The organism is Streptomyces sp. GQ60 (genome assembly GCF_059758875.1).
Map to the genome: position 1 here is coordinate 899749 of NZ_JCAXEG010000001.1, position 20875 is coordinate 920623.

Sequence of the window (20875 nt, forward strand, 5' to 3'; positions counted from 1 at the left end):
ACCCATGAGCAGCAATCGCACCCACCAGTGGCGCGGCATCATCGAGGAGTACCGGGACCGCCTGCCGGTCACGGCCACGACTCCGGTGGTCACGCTCCGCGAGGGCGGCACTCCTCTCGTCCCCGCCCAGGTGCTCTCCGAGCGCACCGGCTGCGAGGTACACCTCAAGGTCGAGGGGGCCAACCCCACCGGGTCCTTCAAGGACCGCGGCATGACCATGGCGATCACCAAGGCCAAGGAGGACGGCGCCAAGGCCGTCATCTGCGCCTCCACGGGCAACACGTCGGCCTCCGCCGCCGCCTACGCGGTGCGCGCCGGGATGGTCTGCGCCGTCCTCGTGCCCCGCGGCAAGATCGCGCTCGGCAAGATGGGCCAGGCCCTGATCCACGGCGCCAAGATCCTTCAGGTCGACGGCAACTTCGACGACTGTCTTGATCTGGCCCGCGCACTGTCCGACAACTACCCGGTGGCGCTGGTCAATTCCGTCAACCCGGTACGCATCGAGGGCCAGAAGACGGCGGCCTTCGAGATCGTGGACGCGCTCGGCGACGCCCCCGACATCCACGTGCTGCCCGTCGGCAACGCCGGCAACATCACCGCGTACTGGAAGGGCTTCAAGGAGTACAAGGCCGACGGCCTGGCCTCCCGTACGCCCCGTGTGTGGGGTTTCCAGGCCTCCGGTTCCGCGCCGATCGTGCGCGGCGAGGTCGTCAAGGAGCCGCACACCATCGCCACCGCGATCCGCATCGGCAACCCGGCCTCGTGGGACTACGCCCTGCAGGCCCGGGAGGAGTCGGGCGGCTTCATCGACGAGGTGACGGACCGCCAGATCCTGTCCGCCTACCGCCTGTTGGCCGCCCAGGAGGGTGTCTTCGTCGAGCCCGCCTCGGCCGCGTCGGTGGCCGGCCTGCTCAAGGCCGTCGACCTCGGTCTGGTCGACCCCGGCCAGAAGATCGTGTGCACCGTGACCGGCAACGGCCTGAAGGACCCCGACTGGGCGGTCGCCGGCGCTCCGCAGCCGATCACCATTCCGGTCGACGCCGAGGCCGCCGCCATCCGCCTCGGTCTCGTCTGACCGGGAGCCGCGGAGGGCCGACCAGGAAGTGCGGCCGGCCGTCGCTCCCAGCGGTACCGCAGTAACCGGGTTGCCGGATTCCGGAAGTCTTTCGAAGGCTGAGGAATCCGGCAACTCGGGCCGTACGGCCCGAAAACCGGCGGAAAGCCGGCAGAAAACCGGCCGGATCCGGCCGGATCCCGCGACACGCATCGTGCGCCTGCTGTGCGCCCTATGTCGGAGAAGAACCTTCCTTCGATAGGCTGTACTTACATCCGCCGCCGCGCATATGTCCGCGGTGCTGCCCACAGGGCCTTCGGGTGTCGTACGTTCTCCAGTACATTCACAGCGAGCCAGCGAAGATCCCGTCTCGCACAGTCACAAGGAGTGTCATCGGAAGATGGCCGGTCCAGCGTTCCGCGCCGCCGCCGTACGGGTGCGCGTTCCCGCCAGCAGTGCCAACCTCGGCCCGGGCTTCGACGCCTTCGGGCTGGCCTTGGGGCTCTATGACGATGTCGTCGTTCGCGTGGCCGATTCAGGCCTGAACATCGACATCGCGGGCGAAGGTGCCGACACCCTGCCGCGGGACGAGAGCCACCTCCTCGTACGTTCCATGCGCACCGCCTTCGACCTGCTGGGCGGCCAGCCGCGCGGCCTCGAAGTCGTCTGCGCCAACCGCATCCCGCACGGCCGTGGTCTCGGCTCCTCCTCCGCCGCCATCTGCGCGGGCATCGTGGCCGCCCGCGCGGTGACGATAGGCGGAGAGGCCAAGCTCGACGACACGGCGCTGCTTGAGCTCGCCACCGAGATCGAGGGCCACCCCGACAACGTCGCCGCCTGTCTGCTCGGCGGTTTCACCCTCGCGTGGATGGACGGCGGCAGCGCCAAGGCGATCCGCATGGAGCCCGCCGATTCCATCGTTCCGGTGGTCTTCGTCCCCTCCAAGCCGGTCCTGACGGAGACCGCGCGCGGCCTGCTGCCGCGCACCGTCCCGCATGTGGACGCGGCCGTCAACGCGGGCCGCGCGGGTCTGCTCGTAGAGGCCCTGACCAGGCGTCCCGAGTTCCTGCTGCCGGCCACCGAGGACCGTCTCCACCAGGAGTACCGGTCCCCGGCCATGCCCGAGAGCGTGGCGCTCGTGGCCAGACTGCGGGCGGACGGCATCCCCGCGGTGATCTCCGGCGCGGGCCCCACGGTCCTCGCGCTGGTCGACAACGGTGCGGCCGACAAGGTCGCACGGCTCGCGGGCGAGGGGTGGGCGGCCAACCGCCTCGCACTCGACGCCGCGGGCGCGAGCGTACTTCCGCTGGGAACCCAGGGCGGCTGATCCGTGCAGTAGAGGACACAGCCGGCCAGGGGCGGGCGGCCAGGGCAGGCCGCCCGCGCGGAGCCCGCGCGAAACCCGCGCGGATGGGCTCGATAGCCGGTGATGGAGAGGGGGAATGTCTGTTGGATCCGGTAGTGTTAGTCTCAAGTGCGCATCCGAAGCCGCCATGGCTTGGTGCTCAGTGTCCCTATCAGGGACCACCTTTCTTCCGGGAGCCTCCCCGACTGCTTTGATCGCTGCCAGCAGTTTCGAGCACGCTCCGGAATCGGCGTGATATTCCCACGCTTCCCAGCTCGGGGGCTTCTCGCCGGAAACACCCACGCACATGCACGTTCGCACGTTTCTCTCCGCCGTATCTCTATCGGCGGACCACCGCCCCGGCTGCAGCCCGCACCTCATCACGGACTGCCGTCGGACAGCACAACCGGTCGCCGAGCCAGACAGGCCGACGTCCGCTCCAGGGAAGGACCCTTCGTGAGCGACACCACCGATCTGATGGGCGCTGCCGACACCAACGTCGACACCAGTGCCCCCGCCGAGGGCGCCGCGCCGACCAAGCGCCGCCGCTCCGGCACCGGCCTTGACGGCATGGTCCTGGCCGAGCTCCAGCAGGTCGCGTCGGGCCTCGGCATCAGGGGCACCGCGCGGATGCGCAAGGGCCAGCTGATCGAGGTCATCAAGGAGGCGCAGGCGGGAAGCGGCGCCCCCAAGGCCGCGGCCTCCGCGCCGGCCGCCGCGCCCGCCGGCAGCACCGAGACCAAGCCGAAGCGCCGCGCCACCAGCAAGGCCCGTACGGGTGAGGCCGCCGCCGAGGCGCCCGCCGAGAAGACCGCCGCGCAGGCCCAGATCGACATCCCGGGCCAGCCCGCCGGGGGCCCCTCCCGCGCGAGCGAAGCAGAGCGCGGGGCAGAGGACGCCCCGGTCGGCGAGCGCCGCCGCCGGCGTGCCACCGCCCCCTCCGGCAGCCCCGAGGGTTCGGCCCCCGCCGCCGTACAGGTGGAGCAGAAGCCCGAGACCGTCGCTCCGGCCGCACAGGCCGAAGCGAAGGCCGAGGCCGCCACCGCTCCCGCCGGCCAGGCCCAGGGCCAGGACGGCGAGGGCCGCGGCCGTCGCGACCGCCGCGAGCGGGGCAACGACCGCGCCGACGGCCGCCGCGAGCGCCGTGAGCGCGGTGCCAAGGCCGACGACCAGGGCCAGGGCCAGGGCGCCCAGGGTCAGGGCCAGGCCGGTCAGGCCGGCCAGGGCCAGCAGGGCGGCCGCCAGGACCGGACCGACCGTCAGGACCGCCAGCAGGGCGGCCGCGGCCAGGGCCAGGGCTCGAACCAGGGCGGCCAGGGCCAGCAGGGCAGCCGCCAGGACCGGGACCGTCAGGACCACGGCCCGCAGGACGACTTCGACGAGGACGGCCGTCGCGGCCGTCGCGGCCGCTACCGCGACCGCCGTGGCCGTCGCGGACGCGACGAGTTCGCACCGGTCGAGACGCCGGTCGCCGACGACGACGTCCTGATCCCCGTCGCGGGCATCCTGGACATCCTCGACAACTACGCGTTCATCCGGACCTCGGGCTACCTGCCCGGCCCGAACGACGTGTACGTCTCCCTCGCCCAGGTCCGCAAGGCCGGTCTGCGCAAGGGCGACCACACCACCGGTGCGGTCCGCCAGCCCAAGGACGGCGAGCGCCGCGAGAAGTTCAACGCGCTCGTGCGCCTGGACTCGGTCAACGGCATGGCGCCCGAATCCGGCCGCGGCCGCCCGGAGTTCCAGAAGCTGACCCCGCTGTACCCGCAGGACCGGCTCCGCCTGGAGACCGACCCGGGCGTGCTGACCACCCGCATCATCGACCTCGTGTCGCCGATCGGCAAGGGCCAGCGCGGTCTGATCGTGGCCCCGCCGAAGACCGGCAAGACCATGATCATGCAGGCGATCGCCAACGCGATCACGGTCAACAACCCCGAGTGCCACCTGATGGTCGTCCTGGTCGACGAGCGTCCGGAAGAGGTCACCGACATGCAGCGGTCGGTGAAGGGCGAGGTCATCTCCTCGACCTTCGACCGCCCGGCCGAGGACCACACCACCGTCGCCGAGCTGGCCATCGAGCGCGCGAAGCGCCTCGTCGAGCTGGGTCACGACGTGGTCGTCCTGCTGGACTCCATCACCCGCCTGGGACGTGCGTACAACCTCGCCGCCCCCGCCTCCGGCCGCATCCTGTCCGGTGGTGTCGACTCGACCGCGCTGTACCCGCCGAAGCGCTTCTTCGGTGCCGCGCGCAACATCGAGGACGGCGGCTCGCTGACCATCCTGGCCACCGCGCTGGTCGACACCGGCTCGCGCATGGACGAGGTGATCTTCGAGGAGTTCAAGGGCACCGGCAACATGGAGCTCAAGCTCGACCGGAAGCTCGCCGACAAGCGCATCTTCCCGGCCGTGGACGTGGACCCCTCGGGCACCCGCAAGGAGGAGATCCTCCTCAACAGCGAGGAGCTCGCCATCGTCTGGAAGCTGCGCCGGGTGCTGCACGCGCTCGACTCGCAGCAGGCCATCGAGCTGCTCCTCGACAAGATGAAGCAGACGAAGTCGAACGCCGAGTTCCTCATGCAGATCGCGAAGACGACCCCGTCGGGCAAGAACGACGACTGACGTCTCCCCGTAGCACCACCTGCGTGACCGCCGACCGCCCCCGCCGCACCCGCGACGGGGGCGGTCGCGTCATACCCGGGCCTACGGGGCCTACGGGGCCTACGGCGCCTACGGGGCCTGCGCGGTCTGCGGTGCCCGCAGCGGTCTGCGGGGCCTTGCGCGGTCTACGCCGCTTCGTGCGCCGATGCGACCTTTGCCACACTCCGTACACCGGTCACCCCTCGGAGTCACCCCGCATTCCCGGGGGAAAACCGCAGGTGGGGGGTGCGGTCGCGCGGTGTTCGTTCGGTGCGGCCCGACGGGGCGGTCGGTTTCCGCTCGCCCGGGGCCGTGGAACCCTAGACGGCTTCCGCCCGTCCTTGTCTGAGGGAGCGGGGAGCATACCGAGCACAGACAGGCGGGCAGAGCAGAGCATGAGCCAGGACAACAGGAGCCACGGCCGCAGGGCCGGCGCGAGCCGACGCCGACGGAAGCCGGCCGCGCGCCGCAGGGCCGTCGTCATCGCCGCGTGGACCGCCGCCGGCGTGGTCCTCCTGGGCGGGGCGGGGCTCGGCTACTTCTACTTCAAGTTCAACGGCAACCTCAAGACGGTCGACATCGACGCGGCCCTCGGCAAGGACCGCCCGCAGAACGTGGACAACGGCTCGATGGACATCCTCGTCCTGGGCTCCGACTCCCGCGGCGGCGCCAACGGGGAGTACGGCCAGGACGACGGCGGCTCCGCACGCTCCGACACGGCGATGATCGTCCACCTCAACGAGGGCCACACCAAGGCCACCGTCGTGTCGATACCCCGCGACACCCTCGTGACCAGGCCCTCCTGCAAGCTCTCGAACGGCAAGAGCGACCCGGGCGGCCCGCGCAGGATGTTCAACGAGTCGTACACCGTCGGCGGGGCCGCCTGCGCCGTCGCGACCGTGGAGAAGCTCTCGGGGATCCGCATGGACCACTACCTCGAAGTCGACTTCACGGGCTTCAAGGAGATCATCGACAAGCTCGGCGGCGTCGAGGTGACGACCACCAAGCCGATCAAGGACGACTACAGCCACCTGAACCTGCCCGCCGGGACCAACAGGCTGAACGGCGAGCAGGCCCTCGGCCTCGTCCGCACCCGGCACGGCGTCGGCGACGGCGGAGACCTGGGCCGAATACAGCTCCAGCAGGCCTTCATCAAGGCGCTGATCAAGCAGGTCAAGAGCATCGGGGTCTTCGACAACCCGAAGAAGCTGCTCGACGTGGCCGACACCGCCACCAAGGCCATCACCACGGACAAGGCGCTCGGCGACGTGAAGTCCCTCATGGGGTTCGCCCAGGGCCTGGAGGGCATCGGCCCCGAGAACATGCAGATGATCACCCTGCCGGTGACCGGGGACACCCGTGACCCCAACCGGGTCGTCCCGCTCACCAAGGAGTCCAAGATGGTCTGGGACGCCCTGCTGGCCGACCAGCAGGTCCCCGCCGAGGCCACCGCGAACTCGGCCGGCGACAAGGGCACGGCCGGCACGGTCGTCGAGTAGTCCGAAACGCCCGGTCGGACGGGTTCCGCCGGGCCGCGGAATAGATGCGGGCCCCCCTCCGTTGAGGGAGGCGTCCTCAGAATTTTGACAGGCAGCCCGGTCCTGGCAGACTGGTCTGTCGGCCCCGGTTCACGCAGCGCGCAATTCGGCTCCTGCGACCCGGTGCCCTCCCGAATCTAGGAGACACCTTGAAGCGCGATGTTCACCCCCAGTACGTCGAGACCCAGGTCAGCTGCACCTGTGGCGCGTCGTTCACCACTCGTAGCACCCTGACCGAAGGCTCCATCCGAGCCGAGGTCTGCTCCGAGTGCCACCCGTTCTACACGGGCAAGCAGAAGATCCTCGACACCGGTGGCCGCGTGGCCCGCTTCGAGGCCCGCTTCGGCAAGGCTGCACAGAAGTAGCGAGCCTCAGGCGCCGGATCCCGGCTGCACCCGGTACGCACGGGGGCAGCCGGACCGGCGCCTTTCTCGTCCCGCAGCCCTTTTCTTCACATTCACCATCTTCAGGAGCCCCCGATGTTCGAGGCGGTCGAGGAACTGATCGGCGAGCACGCCGATCTTGAGAAGAAGCTCGCCGACCCTTCGGTCCACTCGGATCAGGCCAACGCGCGCAAGCTCAACAAGCGCTACGCGGAGCTGACCCCGATCGTCGCGACCTTCCGTGCCTGGAAGCAGTCCGCCGAGGACATCGAGACGGCGAAGGAGTTCGCGGCCGACGACCCGGACTTCGTGGCAGAGGTCAAGGAACTGACCGCACAGCGCGAAGAGCTCACCGAGAAGCTCCGCCTGCTGCTCGTTCCGCGCGACCCCAGCGACGACAAGGACGTGCTCCTGGAGGTCAAGGCGGGTGCGGGCGGCGACGAGTCGGCCCTGTTCGCCGGCGACCTGCTGCGCATGTACCTGCGCTACGCCGAGCGCGTGGGCTGGAAGACCGAGATCATCGACGCCACCGAGTCCGAGCTCGGCGGCTACAAGGACGTCCAGGTCTCCGTCCGCACCAAGGGCGGCAACGGCGCCACCGAGCCCGGCCAGGGCGTCTGGGCCCGCCTGAAGTACGAGGGCGGCGTGCACCGCGTCCAGCGCGTGCCGGCCACCGAGTCCCAGGGCCGCATCCACACCTCCGCCGCCGGCGTGCTCGTCACCCCGGAAGCCGAGGAGGTGGAGGTCGAGGTCAACATGAACGACCTCCGCATCGACGTGTACCGCTCCTCGGGCCCCGGCGGCCAGTCCGTCAACACCACCGACTCGGCCGTGCGCATCACGCACATCCCGACCGGTGTGGTCGCCTCCTGCCAGAACGAGAAGAGCCAGCTCCAGAACAAGGAGCAGGCGATGCGCATCCTGCGCTCGCGCCTGCTGGCCGCCGCCCAGGAAGCCGCCGAGCAGGAGGCCTCCGACGTGCGCCGCAGCCAGGTGCGCTCCGTGGACCGCTCCGAGAAGATCCGTACGTACAACTACCCGGAAAACCGGATCTCGGACCACCGGACGGGCTTCAAGGCGTACAACTTGGACCAGGTGCTCGACGGAGACCTCGACCCGGTCATCCAGGCCTGTGTGGACACGGACTCCGCCGCCAAGCTCGCGTCCGCGCACTGAGTCCGGCAGGACCGCACCACCCCGCAGGACCCCGCACCACCCCCCGTACGACAGCAGCCCGGAGGACCAGCGTGAACTTGCTGCTTGCCGAGGTGGCCCAGGCCACCCAGCGGCTGGCCGCCGCCGGCGTGCCCTCACCGCGTTTCGACGCGGAGGAGCTCGCGGCCTTCGTGCACGGCGTCAAGCGGGGGGAACTCCACCACGTCAAGGACGCAGACTTCGACGCCCGTTACTGGGAGGCCGTCGCCCGCCGCGAGGCGCGCGAGCCGCTCCAGCACATCACCGGCCGTGCCTTCTTCCGGTACCTGGAGCTCCAGGTCGGTCCCGGCGTCTTCGTGCCCCGGCCCGAGACCGAGTCGGTCGTGGACTGGGCCATACAGGCCGTCCGGGCGATGGACGTGGTCGAACCGCTGATCGTGGACCTGTGCACCGGGTCAGGAGCCATCGCGCTCGCCATGGCGCAGGAGGTGCCGCGCTCGCGCGTGCACGCCGTCGAGCTGTCCGAGGACGCCCTGCGGTGGACCCGTAAGAACGCCGAGGGCTCCCGGGTCACCGTCCACCAGGGCAACGCGCTGAGCGCCCTGCCCGAGCTGGACGGACAGGTCGACCTGGTCATCTCGAACCCGCCGTACATCCCGCTCACCGAGTGGGAGTACGTGGCCCCCGAGGCCCGCGACCACGACCCCGAGATGGCGCTGTTCTCCGGCGAGGACGGCCTGGACACCATCCGCGGCATCGAGCGCACCGCGCACCGGCTGCTGCGGCCCGGCGGCATCGTCGTCGTCGAGCACGCAGACACCCAGGGCGGACAGGTCCCGTGGATCTTCGCCGAGGAGCGGGGCTGGGCCGACGCCGCCGACCACCCCGACCTCAACAACCGCCCGCGCTTCGCGACCGCCCGCAAGGCCCTGCCGTGACCGGCGCTGCCTCGAGCGGCGCAGTCACCGCGCGCATTCCCGCCACGACCCTGCTGCACGAGGAGGCCCGCTGATGGCCCGGCGATACGACTGCAACGACGCGACGGACCGCAAGACGGGCCTGCGTGAAGCCGCCTCCGCCGTACGCCGCGGCGAGCTCGTCGTGCTGCCCACCGACACGCTGTACGGGATCGGCGCGGACGCCTTCAGCGCGGAGGCCGTCGGCGACCTGCTCGCCGCCAAGGGGCGCGGCCGCAACATGCCCACCCCCGTCCTCATCGGCTCCCCGAACACCCTGCACGGGCTGGTCACCGACTTCTCCGAGCAGGCGTGGGAGCTCGTCGACGCCTTCTGGCCGGGTGCGCTGACGCTGGTCGCCAAGCACCAGCCCTCGCTGGCGTGGGACCTGGGCGAAACCGGCGGGACCGTGGCCGTACGCATGCCCCTGCACCCCGTCGCGATCGAGCTGCTGACCGAGGTCGGTCCGATGGCGGTGTCCTCGGCGAACCTGACCGGGCACCCGGCGCCGGAGGACTGCGACGCGGCGCGCGAGATGCTCGGCGACTCCGTGTCCGTGTACCTGGACGGCGGCCCGACCCCGGGCATCCAGCCCTCGTCGATCGTCGACGTCACCGGGAAGGTTCCCGTCCTGCTGCGCGAGGGGGCCCTGACCGCCGAGCAGCTGCGCGAGGTCGTACCCGACCTCGAGGTGGCCCCGTGAGCCCTGAGGGGCGTGGCATAGCCGGGGACAACACCTTCCGCATACTCCACGTCAGCACCGGCAACGTGTGCCGCTCGCCCATCACCGAGCGGCTGACGCGGCACGCGCTGTCCCACCGGCTCGGCGGCCCCGTCACCGGCGACCTGATCGTGGAGAGCGCGGGCACCTGGGGTCACGAGGGCGCGCCCATGGAGGCCAACGCGGCCGCCGTGCTGGCCGACTTCGGGGCCGACGCCTCCGGCTTCACGGGCCGGGAGCTGCTGGACGAGCACGTCATACGCGCCGACCTGGTCCTGACGGCCACCCGTGACCACCGCGCCCAGGTGATCTCGATGGGGCATTCGGCGGGGCTGCGCACCTTCACCCTGAAGGAGTTCACCCGGCTGGTGCGGGCGATAGACCCGGCGACGCTGCCGCCGCTGGAGGACGGGATGGTGGAGCGGGCCCGTGCGCTGGTCCGGGCCGCCGCCGCTCTACGCGGGTGGCTCCTGGCACCGTCCCCCGACGCGGACGAGGTGTACGACCCGTACGGGGCGCCGATCACCTTCTTCCGCTCGATCGGCGACGAGATCAACCAGGCGCTGGAGCCGGTGGTCACCGCGCTGACCGGGGTCAGGACCTCCCGCTGACCTGCGGCGCCGTTGTCGGGGGCGCTGCCCCCGAACCCTTGCGCCTCAAACTCCCCCAGCTACCGCTGGGAGGGGCCCCCGGGCGGGGCTGGATTCGGCTGATGCCTCCGCAGGGAGTACCGAGCCCCGCCCGTCGCAGAGCGCGATGCGCGGCCTCGGCCTACAGTGGCTGGTACCCGGTACGCGGTACCCCCCTGGAGTCGCGCCATGAGCGTCATCACCCAGCCCCTGGACCTGCTGCGGCAGCAGGATCCGCAGATGGCCGACGTCCTCGACGGGGAGCGGCAGCGACAGGCGGCGGGGCTGCAGCTGATCGCCGCCGAGAACTTCACCTCGGCCGCCGTGCTCGCCGCCCTCGGATCGGCCCTCGCCAACAAGTACGCCGAGGGGTACCCCGGCGCCCGCCACCACGGCGGCTGCGAGTACGCCGACCTCGCCGAGCGGATCGCCGTCGAGCGGGCCCGCGCCCTCTTCGGCGCCGAGCACGCGAACGTGCAGCCGCACTCCGGATCCGCCGCCGTCCTCGCCGCGTACGCCGCGCTGCTGCGGCCCGGGGACACCGTGCTGGCCATGGGGCTTCCGTCCGGGGGACACCTCACCCACGGTTCTCCCGCCAACTTCTCCGGGCGCTGGTTCGACTTCGTCGGCTACGGCGTGGACGCCGCGACCGGGCTCATCGACTACGCGCGGGTGCAGCGCCTCGCGCACGAGCACCGGCCCAAGGCCATCGTGTGCGGGTCCATCTCCTACCCGAGGCACCCCGAGTACTCCGTCTTCCGGGAGATCGCCGACGAGGTCGGGGCCTACCTGATCGCGGATGCCGCGCACCCCATCGGACTCGTGGCCGGCGGGGCCGCGCCCAGCCCCGTGCCCTACGCCGACATCGTCGTCGCCACCACCCACAAGGTGCTCCGGGGCCCGCGCGGCGGGATGATCCTGTGCGGGGCCGAGTTCGCGGAGCGGATCGACCGGGCGGTGTTCCCCTTCACCCAGGGCGGCCCGCAGATGCACACCATCGCGGCCAAGGCCGTGGCCTTCGGCGAGGCCGCCGGGCCCGCCTTCACCTCGTACGCGCACCGGGTGGTCGCCAACGGCCGCGCCCTGGCCGACGCGCTCGCCGCCCGCGGGTTCGCGATCACGACCGGGGGGACCGACACCCACCTGATCACCGCGGACCCCGCACCGCTCGGCCTCGACGGCGCGGGCGCCCGGGGCCGGCTGGCCGCGGCCGGCATCGTGCTGGACACCTGCGCCCTTCCCTACGGTGACCAGCGCGGCATCCGCCTCGGCACCGCGGCGGTGACGACGCAGGGCATGGGGGAGCCGGAGATGGGCCGGATCGCCGCGCTGTTCACGGCCGCGCTGAACGGCGGGGAGCCCACGAAGATCCGTAGGGACGTCAACGAGTTCGTGGTCAGTTTTCCGCCGTATGGGGTTTAAACCGGGCAAGAGCGACGTACCGCAACCGGGATGCCGCCCCTGCGCGTCCACGACAGTGAGTACTTCGCAGCTAGTGTGTGGGGCTGAGATGGCCGGCGATACATCTGGGGCAGCCCGTGCGTGAATATCTGCTGACGCTTTGCGTCACGGTCGCGGTGACTTATCTACTCACCGGGCCCGTGCGGAAGTTCGCGATCGCCGTGGGCGCGATGCCGGAGATCCGTGCCCGCGACGTGCACCGGGAGCCCACTCCGCGGCTCGGCGGCATCGCGATGTTCGGCGGACTGTGCGCCGGTCTGCTCGTCGCGGACCACCTGCAGAACCTCAACGGGGTCTTCGAGCTGTCGAACGAGCCGCGGGCCCTGCTCTCCGGGGCGGCCCTGATCTGGCTGGTCGGCGTGCTCGACGACAAGTTCGAGCTCGACGCCCTGATCAAGCTCGGCGCACAGATGATCTCCGCCGGCGTGATGGTCATGCAGGGCCTGACCATCCTGTGGATCCCGGTCCCGGGCATCGGAACGGTCCTGCTCACCCCGTGGCAGGGCAACCTGCTCACCGTGGCCCTCGTCGTGATCACCATCAACGCGGTGAACTTCGTGGACGGCCTCGACGGCCTCGCCGCCGGCATGGTCTGCATCGCGGCCTGCGCCTTCTTCCTCTACGCGTACCGGATCTGGTTCGGCTACGGGATCGAGGCGGCCGCGCCCGCGACGCTCTTCGCCGCGATCCTGATGGGCATGTGCCTCGGCTTCCTGCCGCACAACATGCATCCCGCCCGGATCTTCATGGGCGACTCCGGCTCGATGCTCATCGGCCTCGTGCTGGCGGCCGCCGCCATCTCCATCACCGGACAGGTGGACCCGGACGCGATGGCGCTCTTCGCGGGCGGCGAGCGCAACGCGACCTACGCGATGCTCCCGGTCTTCATCCCGCTGATCCTGCCGCTCACGATCATCGCGATCCCGATGGCGGACCTGATCCTGGCCATCGTGCGGCGCACCTGGAAGGGTCAGTCGCCGTTCGCGGCGGACCGCGGGCACCTCCACCACCGGCTGCTGGAGCTCGGGCATTCGCACAGCCGGGCGGTGCTCATCATGTACTTCTGGTCAGGACTGATCGCCTTCGGCACCGTGGCGTACTCGGTGCATTCCGCCTCGATGTGGATCGTGCTGGCGATCGCGGCCCTGAGCGCCGTGGGTCTGATCCTGCTCCTGCTGCCGCGCTTCACCCCGCGGGCCCCGCTGTGGGCGGAGCGGCTGGTCCCGCCGCGCTACCGGCACGCGGAACGGGCCGCGGAGGCGGCCCTGCAGGACGACTCCGCGGCCGAGCCGGAGCCCGCCCGGCCGATCGTGGCAGGCGTGTCCGGCGTCAACGGGGCGACCGCCATCGGCCCCCGTTCGCGCTTCCCCGACCGGCGTAAGGCCGGGTCCTCGCACTGACCTCCGGCGCGCATGTCGGACATGAACCCCCTTTACCAGACAAGCCACTTGGTTGTCGCGCACACACGCGCAGGGTCACTCTCATGTGTGACAGTCCGCACACCCTCTGAGTAAAGCTCTCATCAAATACTTTGTGATACCGTTCACTAAACCCGGCGACAGAGCCGAAGGACCGTAGTGCGACGGTCCATTGGCCCGAGGTTCCCTCTCGGACCGGGCTTACGCTCGTCCTGTACGAGTCCCGTGCCCCCACCATCACGCGGAGCAAACCGCCATGCGGTCAGATGACGTCCGATCCCTCCTGCAATCCGCCGTTCCCACGGCTGTCGCCGGCGCTCTCGCCGCCGTCATCAGTGGGATCGTCGCCGGTGGCAAGGGGGCCGTGGGCGCCGTCGTCGCGACGGTGGTGGTGATGCTGTTCATGGGCATCGGATTCCTCGTACTGCAGCGCACGGCGAAATCACTGCCGCACCTGTTCCAGGCCATGGGGCTGATGCTCTACACGGCCCAGATCCTGCTGCTCTTCGTCTTTCTCGCCGTGTTCAAGAACACGACACTGTTCAACCCCAAGGCCTTCGCGATCACGCTCGTCGTCACCACCCTGGTGTGGATCGGCGCACAGGCGCGTGCTCACATGAAGGCCAAGATCCTCTACGTCGAACCGGATTCGATGAAGGGCGACAAGCCCGGAAATTCGGGTCAGAAGTCGTGAGGGGTAGGGGCGGAATAAGTGCGCGTTCGGGATGCTGCTATCGTCCGGTTTCAACTGCGGCATTGCGGGCGCGGGCATCTGAGCTGACGCCTGTTCCATCGCGAGGCTCGATGCCTGACTGTCGCCCCACCATCCGTAACACCAGTCCAGTGCCGAACCGCGGCTGCACGCCGCGCCGACACAACGAGGTTGCCGTACCTATGCGCCACGCTGAAGGAGCCCTGCGGTGAGTGCTGCTGACATGACGCTCGCCTTCGATATCAATTGTCATTTCGAAGACGGCACTGGCTGCGGCTTCCCGGGCCCGACCCTGTACTCGTTCCTGTTCGAGCCGATCTTCGGTGACGCGGACAGCAACCTGTACTTCAACAAGACGATGCTCCTGGCCCTGCTGGGCTCGGTCATCATCGTCGGCTTCTTCTGGGCAGCGTTCCGGAAGCCGAAGGTCGTCCCGGGCAAGCTTCAGATGGTCGCCGAGGCGGGCTACGACTTCGTACGCCGCGGCATCGTCTACGAGACGCTCGGTAAGAAGGAAGGCGAGAAGTACGTCCCCTTCATGGTCGCGACGTTCTTCTTCGTCTGGATCATGAACCTGTGGTCGATCGTGCCGCTCGCCCAGTTCCCGGTGACTGCCGTCATCGCGTACCCGGCCGGCCTCGCCCTCGTCATCTACGTGATGTGGATGTCGGTGACCTTCAAGCGCCACGGTTTCGTGGGCGGCTTCAAGAACATCACCGGCTACGACAAGTCCCTCGGCCCGATCCTGCCGATGGTCATGGTGATCGAGTTCTTCTCGAACGTCATCGTCCGACCCTTCACCCACGCGGTCCGACTGTTCGCGAACATGTTCGCCGGCCACACGCTGCTGCTGCTGTTCACTGTCGCGAGCTGGTACCTGCTGAACGGGATCGGCATCGCGTACGCGGGCGTCTCGTTCGTCATGGTCATCGTGATGACCGCGTTCGAGCTCTTCATCCAGGCTGTCCAGGCGTACGTCTTCGTCCTCCTGGCCTGCAGCTTCCTGCAGGGCGCGCTCGCCGAGCACCACTGAGTCACAGCCCGCTCCTGCAATCCCCCCGAATCGTCCGGTGGCCAACCCCCACCGGTCCATGAAAGAGAAGGAAGAACTGGCATGTCCCAGATCCTCGCTGCTGCCACCGAAGGCGTCACCGGCTCCCTCAGCTCTGTCGGCTACGGTCTCGCGGCCATCGGCCCGGGCGTCGGCGTCGGCATCATCTTCGGTAACGGCACGCAGGCTCTTGCCCGTCAGCCTGAGGCTGCCGGTCTGATCCGCGCCAACCAGATCCTCGGCTTCGCCTTCTGTGAGGCGCTCGCCCTCATCGGCCTGGTCATGCCGTTCGTCTACTAAGACGAACTCAACGACTAGTCCGAATCGACGAAAGGCACTGATGTGAACCTCCTGGTTCTCGCGGCCGAGGAGCCGGGTAACCCCCTCGTCCCGCCGATCCCCGAGCTTGTCATCGGTCTGATCGCCTTCGTCATCGTCTTCGGTTTCCTCGCGAAGAAGCTCCTCCCGAACATCAACAAGGTTCTGGACGAGCGCCGCGATGCCATCGAAGGCGGTATCGAAAAGGCTGAGGCCGCTCAGACCGAGGCTCAGAGCGTGCTGGAGCAGTACAAGGCCCAGCTCGCCGAAGCCCGGCACGAGGCCGCTCGCCTGCGCCAGGACGCTCTGGAGCAGGGCACTGCGCTCAAGGAAGAACTGCGCGCAGAGGGCCAGCGGCAGCGTGAGGAGATCATCGCTGCCGGTCACGCCCAGATCGCGGCTGACCGCAAGGCCGCCTCTTCGGCGCTCCGTCAGGACGTCGGCAAGCTGGCGACCGACCTGGCCGGAAAGCTTGTCGGCGAGTCCCTCGAGGACCACGCCCGGCAGAGCCGCACGATCGACCGTTTCCTCAGCGAGCTTGAGGAGAAGGCCGAGGCCGCCCGATGAACGGAGCGAGCCGCGACGCGCTGGCCACCGCCCGCGAGCGTCTCGACGCGCTGACGGACAACACGTCCGTCGACGCGGCGAAGCTCGCCGGCGAGCTGGCGGCCGTCACCGCGCTGCTCGACCGTGAGGTCTCGCTGCGTCGGGTCATCACGGACCCGGCGCAGTCCGGCGAGGCCAAGGCCGAGCTGGCCGGTCGTCTGCTCGGCGGCCAGGTGGGCGGGGAAACCCTCGACCTGGTGTCCGGCATGGTCCGGTCCCGCTGGTCGCAGTCCCGTGACCTGGTGGACTCGCTCGAGGTCCTGGCGGCCACCGCCGACCTCACGGCGGCCCAGAGCGGCGGAGACCTCGACGACGTCGAGGACGAGCTGTTCCGGTTCGGCCGGATCGTCACTTCGAGCACCGAGCTGCGCGCAGCACTGACCGACCGGTCGGCCACCGCCGCCGCCAAGAGCCAGCTGCTCCGCAGCCTGCTCGGCGGCAAGGCGAACGCCGTCACCGAGCGGCTGGTCACGCGTCTCGTCACGCACCCGCGTGGACGTAGCCTGGAAGCGGGCCTCGAGTCCCTTTCGAAGGTCGCCGCCGAGCGTCGTGGCCGCATGGTCGCCACCGTGACCACCGCGGTTCCGCTCAGCGACGTCCAGAAGCAGCGTCTCGGCGCGGTGCTGGCCAAGCTGTACGGCCGCCCGATGCACCTGAACCTCGACGTGGACCCCACGGTCCTCGGCGGGATCTCGGTGCGGGTCGGCGATGAGGTCATCGACGGCACCATCTCGGACCGCATCGCAGAGGCGTCCCGACGCATGGCCGGCTGACCAGCCACACCTTTAGAAAAGAAGCATTCCTAGCGGCCCGGTTGGGCCGTGCAGAACTTGCAGAAGATTCCTGGGGGTCGCCCCCAGACCCCTAAGAAGCTTCAGGCCCAACAAGGAGAGCAGGGAACCCAGATGGCGGAGCTCACGATCCGGCCGGAGGAGATCCGGGACGCACTGGAGAACTTCGTCCAGTCGTACCAGCCGGACGCGGCCTCGCGCGAGGAGGTCGGAACGGTCAGCGTTGCCGGCGACGGCATCGCGAAGGTGGAGGGCCTGCCCTCCGCCATGGCGAACGAACTGCTGAAGTTCGAGGACGGAACCCTCGGTCTCGCCCTGAACCTCGACGAGCGCGAGATCGGTGCGGTCGTCCTCGGCGAGTTCAGCGGTATCGAGGAGGGCCAGCCGGTGCAGCGCACCGGTGAGGTGCTCTCCGTCGGCGTCGGCGAGGGTTACCTCGGCCGCGTTGTCGACCCGCTCGGCAACCCGATCGACGGCCTCGGCGAGATCGCGACCGAGGGCCGCCGCGCCCTCGAGCTGCAGGCCCCCGGCGTCATGGTCCGCAAGTCGGTCCACGAGCCGATGCAGACCGGCTACAAGGCGATCGACGCGATGGTGCCGGTCGGCCGTGGTCAGCGTCAGCTGATCATCGGTGACCGTCAGACCGGCAAGACCGCTCTGGCCGTCGACACGATCATCAACCAGCGCGACAACTGGCGCTCCGGCGACGTGAACAAGCAGGTTCGCTGCATCTACGTCGCCATCGGCCAGAAGGGCTCGACCATCGCGTCCGTTCGCGGCGCCCTGGAAGACGCCGGTGCGCTCGAGTACACGACGATCGTCGCCGCCCCGGCGTCCGACCCGGCCGGCTTCAAGTACCTGGCGCCGTACACCGGTTCGGCCATCGGCCAGCACTGGATGTACGCCGGCAAGCACGTCCTGATCATCTTCGACGACCTGTCGAAGCAGGCCGACGCCTACCGCGCCGTGTCGCTGCTGCTGCGCCGTCCGCCGGGCCGCGAGGCCTACCCGGGCGACGTCTTCTACTTGCACTCCCGTCTGCTGGAGCGTTGCGCCAAGCTCTCCGACGACATGGGTGCCGGTTCGATGACCGGTCTGCCGATCGTCGAGACCAAGGCGAACGACGTGTCGGCGTTCATCCCGACCAACGTCATCTCCATCACCGACGGCCAGTGCTTCCTCGAGTCCGACCTGTTCAACGCGGGCCAGCGCCCGGCGCTGAACGTCGGTATCTCGGTCTCCCGCGTCGGTGGCTCGGCCCAGCACAAGGCCATGAAGCAGGTTTCCGGCCGTCTGCGCCTGGACCTGGCCCAGTACCGCGAGCTGGAGGCGTTCGCCGCCTTCGGTTCCGACCTGGACGCCGCGTCGAAGGCCTCGCTGGAGCGCGGCAAGCGTCTGGTGGAACTGCTGAAGCAGGGCCAGTACCAGCCGATGCCCGTCGAGGAGCAGGTCGTCTCCGTCTGGGCCGGCACCACCGGCAAGATGGACGACGTCCCGGTCAACGACATCCGTCGCTTCGAGTCGGAGCTGCTGGACCACCTGCGCCTCGAGCGCAAGGAGCTCCTCACCTCCATCGCGGACGGCGGCAAGATGTCGGACGACACCCTGTCCTCCATCGCGGACGCCATTGCCGCCTTCAAGCGGCAGTTCGAGACCTCGGACGGCAAGCTCCTCGGCGAGGACGCGCCGGCCGTCAACGTCTCCAAGTGACGACGGAAGGAAGCTGACTCATGGGAGCGCAGCTCCGGGTCTACAAGCGTCGTATCCGTGCCGTCACGGCGACCAAGAAGATCACCAAGGCGATGGAAATGATCGCCGCCTCGCGCATCGTCAAGGCGCAGCGCAAGGTGGCGGCATCGATGCCGTACGCGACCGAGCTCACCCGTGCGGTGACCGCGGTGGCGACCGGTTCGAACACCAAGCACGCCCTGACGACCGAGGTCGAGGCACCGGTGCGTGCCGCGGTCCTGCTCATCACGAGCGACCGCGGTCTGGCCGGCGGCTACTCCTCGAACGCCATCAAGCAGGCGGAGCGGCTCACCGAGCGGCTGCGCGGCGAGGGCAAGGAGGTCGACACGTACATCGTCGGCCGTAAGGGTGTCGCCTACTACGGCTTCCGCGAGCGCAAGGTCGCGGAGTCGTGGACCGGCTTCACCGACAGCCCGGCCTACGCCGACGCCAAGCGCGTCGCGGCGCCGCTGATCGAGGCCATCCAGACGGTTACGGCCGAGGGCGGCGTCGACGAGCTGCACATCGTCTACACGGAATTCGTGTCGATGATGACGCAGAACGCGGTGGACGGCCGGATGCTGCCGCTCAGCCTCGACAAGGTCGAAGAAGAGGGCGGTGCGAAGGGCGAGATCCTTCCGCTGTTCGACTTCGAGCCGTCGGCGGAGGACGTCCTCGACGCCCTTCTGCCGCGCTACGTCGAGAGCCGCATCTACAACGCACTGCTGCAGTCGGCCGCTTCCGAGCACGCCGCCCGCCGCCGCGCGATGAAGTCGGCCACCGACAACGCCGGGGATCTCATCAAGAGCCTCTCCCGGCTTGCCAACGCGGCCCGCCAGGCCGAAATCACCCAGGAAATCAGCGAGATCGTCGGTGGCGCCAGCGCCATGGCAGACGCGACCGCGGGGAGTGACAAGTAATGACGACCACTGTTGAGACGGCCGCCGCCACGGGCCGCGTCGCCCGGGTCATCGGCCCGGTCGTCGACGTGGAGTTCCCCGTCGACGCGATGCCCGAGATCTACAACGCGCTGAAGGTCCAGGTTGCCGACCCGGCCCAGGACGGCGAGCTGAAGACGCTGACCCTGGAAGTCGCCCAGCACCTGGGTGACGGCCTGGTCCGCACCATCTCCATGCAGCCCACCGACGGTCTGGTCCGCCAGGCCACGGTGATCAACACGGGCGAGGGCATCACCGTCCCCGTCGGTGACTTCACCAAGGGCAAGGTGTTCAACACCCTCGGTGAGGTGCTGAACTACCCGGAGGAGAACGCCAACGTCACCGAGCGCTGGCCGATCCACCGCAAGGCGCCCCGCTTCGACGAGCTCGAGTCGAAGACCGAGATGTTCGAGACCGGCGTCAAGGTCATCGACCTTCTCACCCCGTACGTCAAGGGTGGAAAGATCGGTCTGTTCGGTGGTGCCGGTGTCGGCAAGACCGTTCTGATCCAGGAAATGATCTACCGCGTCGCCAACAACCACGACGGTGTGTCGGTCTTCGCGGGCGTCGGTGAGCGTACCCGTGAGGGCAACGACCTCATCGAGGAAATGGCCGAGTCGGGCGTCATCGACAAGACGGCGCTCGTCTTCGGCCAGATGGACGAGCCCCCGGGCACCCGTCTGCGCGTCGCCCTCGCCGGTCTGACCATGGCGGAGTACTTCCGCGATGTGCAGAAGCAGGACGTGCTCTTCTTCATCGACAACATCTTCCGTTACACCCAGGCCGGTTCGGAGGTGTCGACCCTTCTGGGCCGCATGCCGTCCGCCGTGGGTTACCAGCCGAACCTGGCTGACGAGATGGGTCTGCTGCAGGAGCGCATCACCTCGACCCGCGGTCACTCGATCACCTCGATGCAGGCGATCTACGTCCCCGCGGACGACCTGACCGACCCGGCGCCGGCCACCACCTTCGCCCACCTCGACGCGACGACGGTTCTTTCCCGTCCGATCTCCGAGAAGGGCATCTACCCGGCCGTGGACCCGCTGGACTCGACGTCCCGCATCCTCGACCCGCGGTACATCGCGGCGGACCACTACGCCACGGCGATGCGCGTCAAGGGGATCCTGCAGAAGTACAAGGACCTCCAGGACATCATCGCGATCCTCGGTATCGACGAGCTGGGCGAGGAGGACAAGCTCGTTGTCCACCGTGCCCGTCGCGTCGAGCGCTTCCTGTCGCAGAACACCCACGTCGCCAAGCAGTTCACCGGCGTCGACGGTTCGGACGTTCCGCTCGAGGAGTCCATCGTCGCCTTCAACGCGATCTGCGACGGAGACTACGACCACTTCCCCGAGCAGGCGTTCTTCCTGTGCGGTGGCATTGAGGACCTCAAGGCCAACGCCAAGGAGCTGGGCGTCTCCTGAAGCCGCGCTC

Annotated in this window: 19 protein-coding genes; all 19 read left to right on the top strand. The window is 69.2% G+C overall.

The features are described 5' to 3' along the window. The first annotated feature begins 4 nt into the window (after positions 1-4). The 19 genes from thrC (at position 5) to atpD (ending at position 20865) form a co-directional block, all read left to right on the top strand. Entirely contained in the window at positions 5-1075 is a 1071-nt protein-coding gene (thrC, locus tag AC6CKD_RS04160; protein WP_498325181.1) for a threonine synthase, read from the top strand. A 379-nt stretch (positions 1076-1454) separates the two neighbouring features. Continuing rightward, a complete protein-coding gene (thrB, locus tag AC6CKD_RS04165) occupies positions 1455-2381 on the top strand; it encodes a homoserine kinase (RefSeq protein ID WP_243336217.1) in 927 nt (308 codons plus the stop codon). A 474-nt stretch (positions 2382-2855) separates the two neighbouring features. Then, complete coding sequence (gene rho, locus AC6CKD_RS04170; protein WP_498325182.1) at positions 2856-5018, top strand: transcription termination factor Rho; 2163 nt, start codon at positions 2856-2858, stop codon at positions 5016-5018. Between the two features lie 413 nt (positions 5019-5431). Continuing rightward, positions 5432-6535, top strand: a complete 1104-nt coding sequence (locus tag AC6CKD_RS04175; protein WP_498325183.1) for an LCP family protein — start codon at positions 5432-5434, stop codon at positions 6533-6535. A 188-nt stretch (positions 6536-6723) separates the two neighbouring features. After that, entirely contained in the window at positions 6724-6939 is a 216-nt protein-coding gene (rpmE, locus tag AC6CKD_RS04180; RefSeq protein ID WP_112448418.1) for a 50S ribosomal protein L31, read from the top strand. A gap of 114 nt (positions 6940-7053) precedes the next feature. Beyond that, a complete protein-coding gene (prfA, locus tag AC6CKD_RS04185; RefSeq protein WP_266881142.1) occupies positions 7054-8133 on the top strand; it encodes a peptide chain release factor 1 in 1080 nt (359 codons plus the stop codon). A gap of 71 nt (positions 8134-8204) precedes the next feature. Beyond that, the gene (gene prmC / locus AC6CKD_RS04190) at positions 8205-9050 is read left to right on the top strand and encodes a peptide chain release factor N(5)-glutamine methyltransferase (protein WP_243336222.1); all 846 of its coding nucleotides are present in this window, start codon (positions 8205-8207) and stop codon (positions 9048-9050) included. Between the two features lie 73 nt (positions 9051-9123). Further along, positions 9124-9771, top strand: coding sequence for an L-threonylcarbamoyladenylate synthase (locus tag AC6CKD_RS04195; protein ID WP_112448421.1), 648 nt, complete (start codon positions 9124-9126; stop codon positions 9769-9771). After that, positions 9768-10400, top strand: coding sequence for an arsenate reductase/protein-tyrosine-phosphatase family protein (locus AC6CKD_RS04200; protein WP_498325184.1), 633 nt, complete (start codon positions 9768-9770; stop codon positions 10398-10400). Before AC6CKD_RS04195 ends, AC6CKD_RS04200 begins: the two co-directional genes overlap by 4 nt. Positions 10401-10607: 207 nt before the next feature. Beyond that, entirely contained in the window at positions 10608-11840 is a 1233-nt protein-coding gene (glyA, locus tag AC6CKD_RS04205) for a serine hydroxymethyltransferase (protein WP_498325186.1), read from the top strand. A gap of 104 nt (positions 11841-11944) precedes the next feature. Then, on the top strand, positions 11945-13279 hold the full coding sequence (locus AC6CKD_RS04210; RefSeq protein ID WP_498325440.1) for an MraY family glycosyltransferase: 1335 nt from the start codon (positions 11945-11947) through the stop codon (positions 13277-13279). Positions 13280-13553: 274 nt separating this feature from the next. Continuing rightward, positions 13554-13991: a Cg1360 family ATP-synthase-associated protein gene (locus tag AC6CKD_RS04215; RefSeq protein ID WP_498325187.1), complete on the top strand. Its 438-nt coding sequence runs from the start codon at positions 13554-13556 to the stop codon at positions 13989-13991. 241 nt (positions 13992-14232) lie between these two features. Next, positions 14233-15042, top strand: a complete 810-nt coding sequence (gene atpB / locus AC6CKD_RS04220) for a F0F1 ATP synthase subunit A (protein WP_498325441.1) — start codon at positions 14233-14235, stop codon at positions 15040-15042. Between the two features lie 81 nt (positions 15043-15123). Continuing rightward, the gene (locus AC6CKD_RS04225; protein WP_266955157.1) at positions 15124-15360 is read left to right on the top strand and encodes an ATP synthase subunit C-like protein; all 237 of its coding nucleotides are present in this window, start codon (positions 15124-15126) and stop codon (positions 15358-15360) included. Positions 15361-15402: 42 nt separating this feature from the next. Further along, on the top strand, positions 15403-15945 hold the full coding sequence (locus AC6CKD_RS04230) for a F0F1 ATP synthase subunit B (RefSeq protein ID WP_498325188.1): 543 nt from the start codon (positions 15403-15405) through the stop codon (positions 15943-15945). After that, positions 15942-16757: a F0F1 ATP synthase subunit delta gene (locus tag AC6CKD_RS04235; RefSeq protein WP_498325189.1), complete on the top strand. Its 816-nt coding sequence runs from the start codon at positions 15942-15944 to the stop codon at positions 16755-16757. The genes AC6CKD_RS04230 and AC6CKD_RS04235 overlap by 4 nt, the downstream gene beginning before the upstream one ends. Positions 16758-16889: 132 nt before the next feature. After that, positions 16890-18485 carry a F0F1 ATP synthase subunit alpha gene (gene atpA / locus AC6CKD_RS04240; RefSeq protein WP_243336230.1) on the top strand — a complete coding sequence of 532 codons (1596 nt, stop codon included), beginning with the start codon at positions 16890-16892 and terminating at the stop codon, positions 18483-18485. A 20-nt stretch (positions 18486-18505) separates the two neighbouring features. Further along, positions 18506-19423 carry a F0F1 ATP synthase subunit gamma gene (locus tag AC6CKD_RS04245; protein ID WP_243336231.1) on the top strand — a complete coding sequence of 306 codons (918 nt, stop codon included), beginning with the start codon at positions 18506-18508 and terminating at the stop codon, positions 19421-19423. Beyond that, positions 19423-20865 (top strand): F0F1 ATP synthase subunit beta, encoded by a 1443-nt coding sequence (gene atpD / locus AC6CKD_RS04250; protein WP_112448431.1) that lies wholly within the window; start codon positions 19423-19425, stop codon positions 20863-20865. Before AC6CKD_RS04245 ends, atpD begins: the two co-directional genes overlap by 1 nt. Positions 20866-20875: the final 10 nt, after the last annotated feature.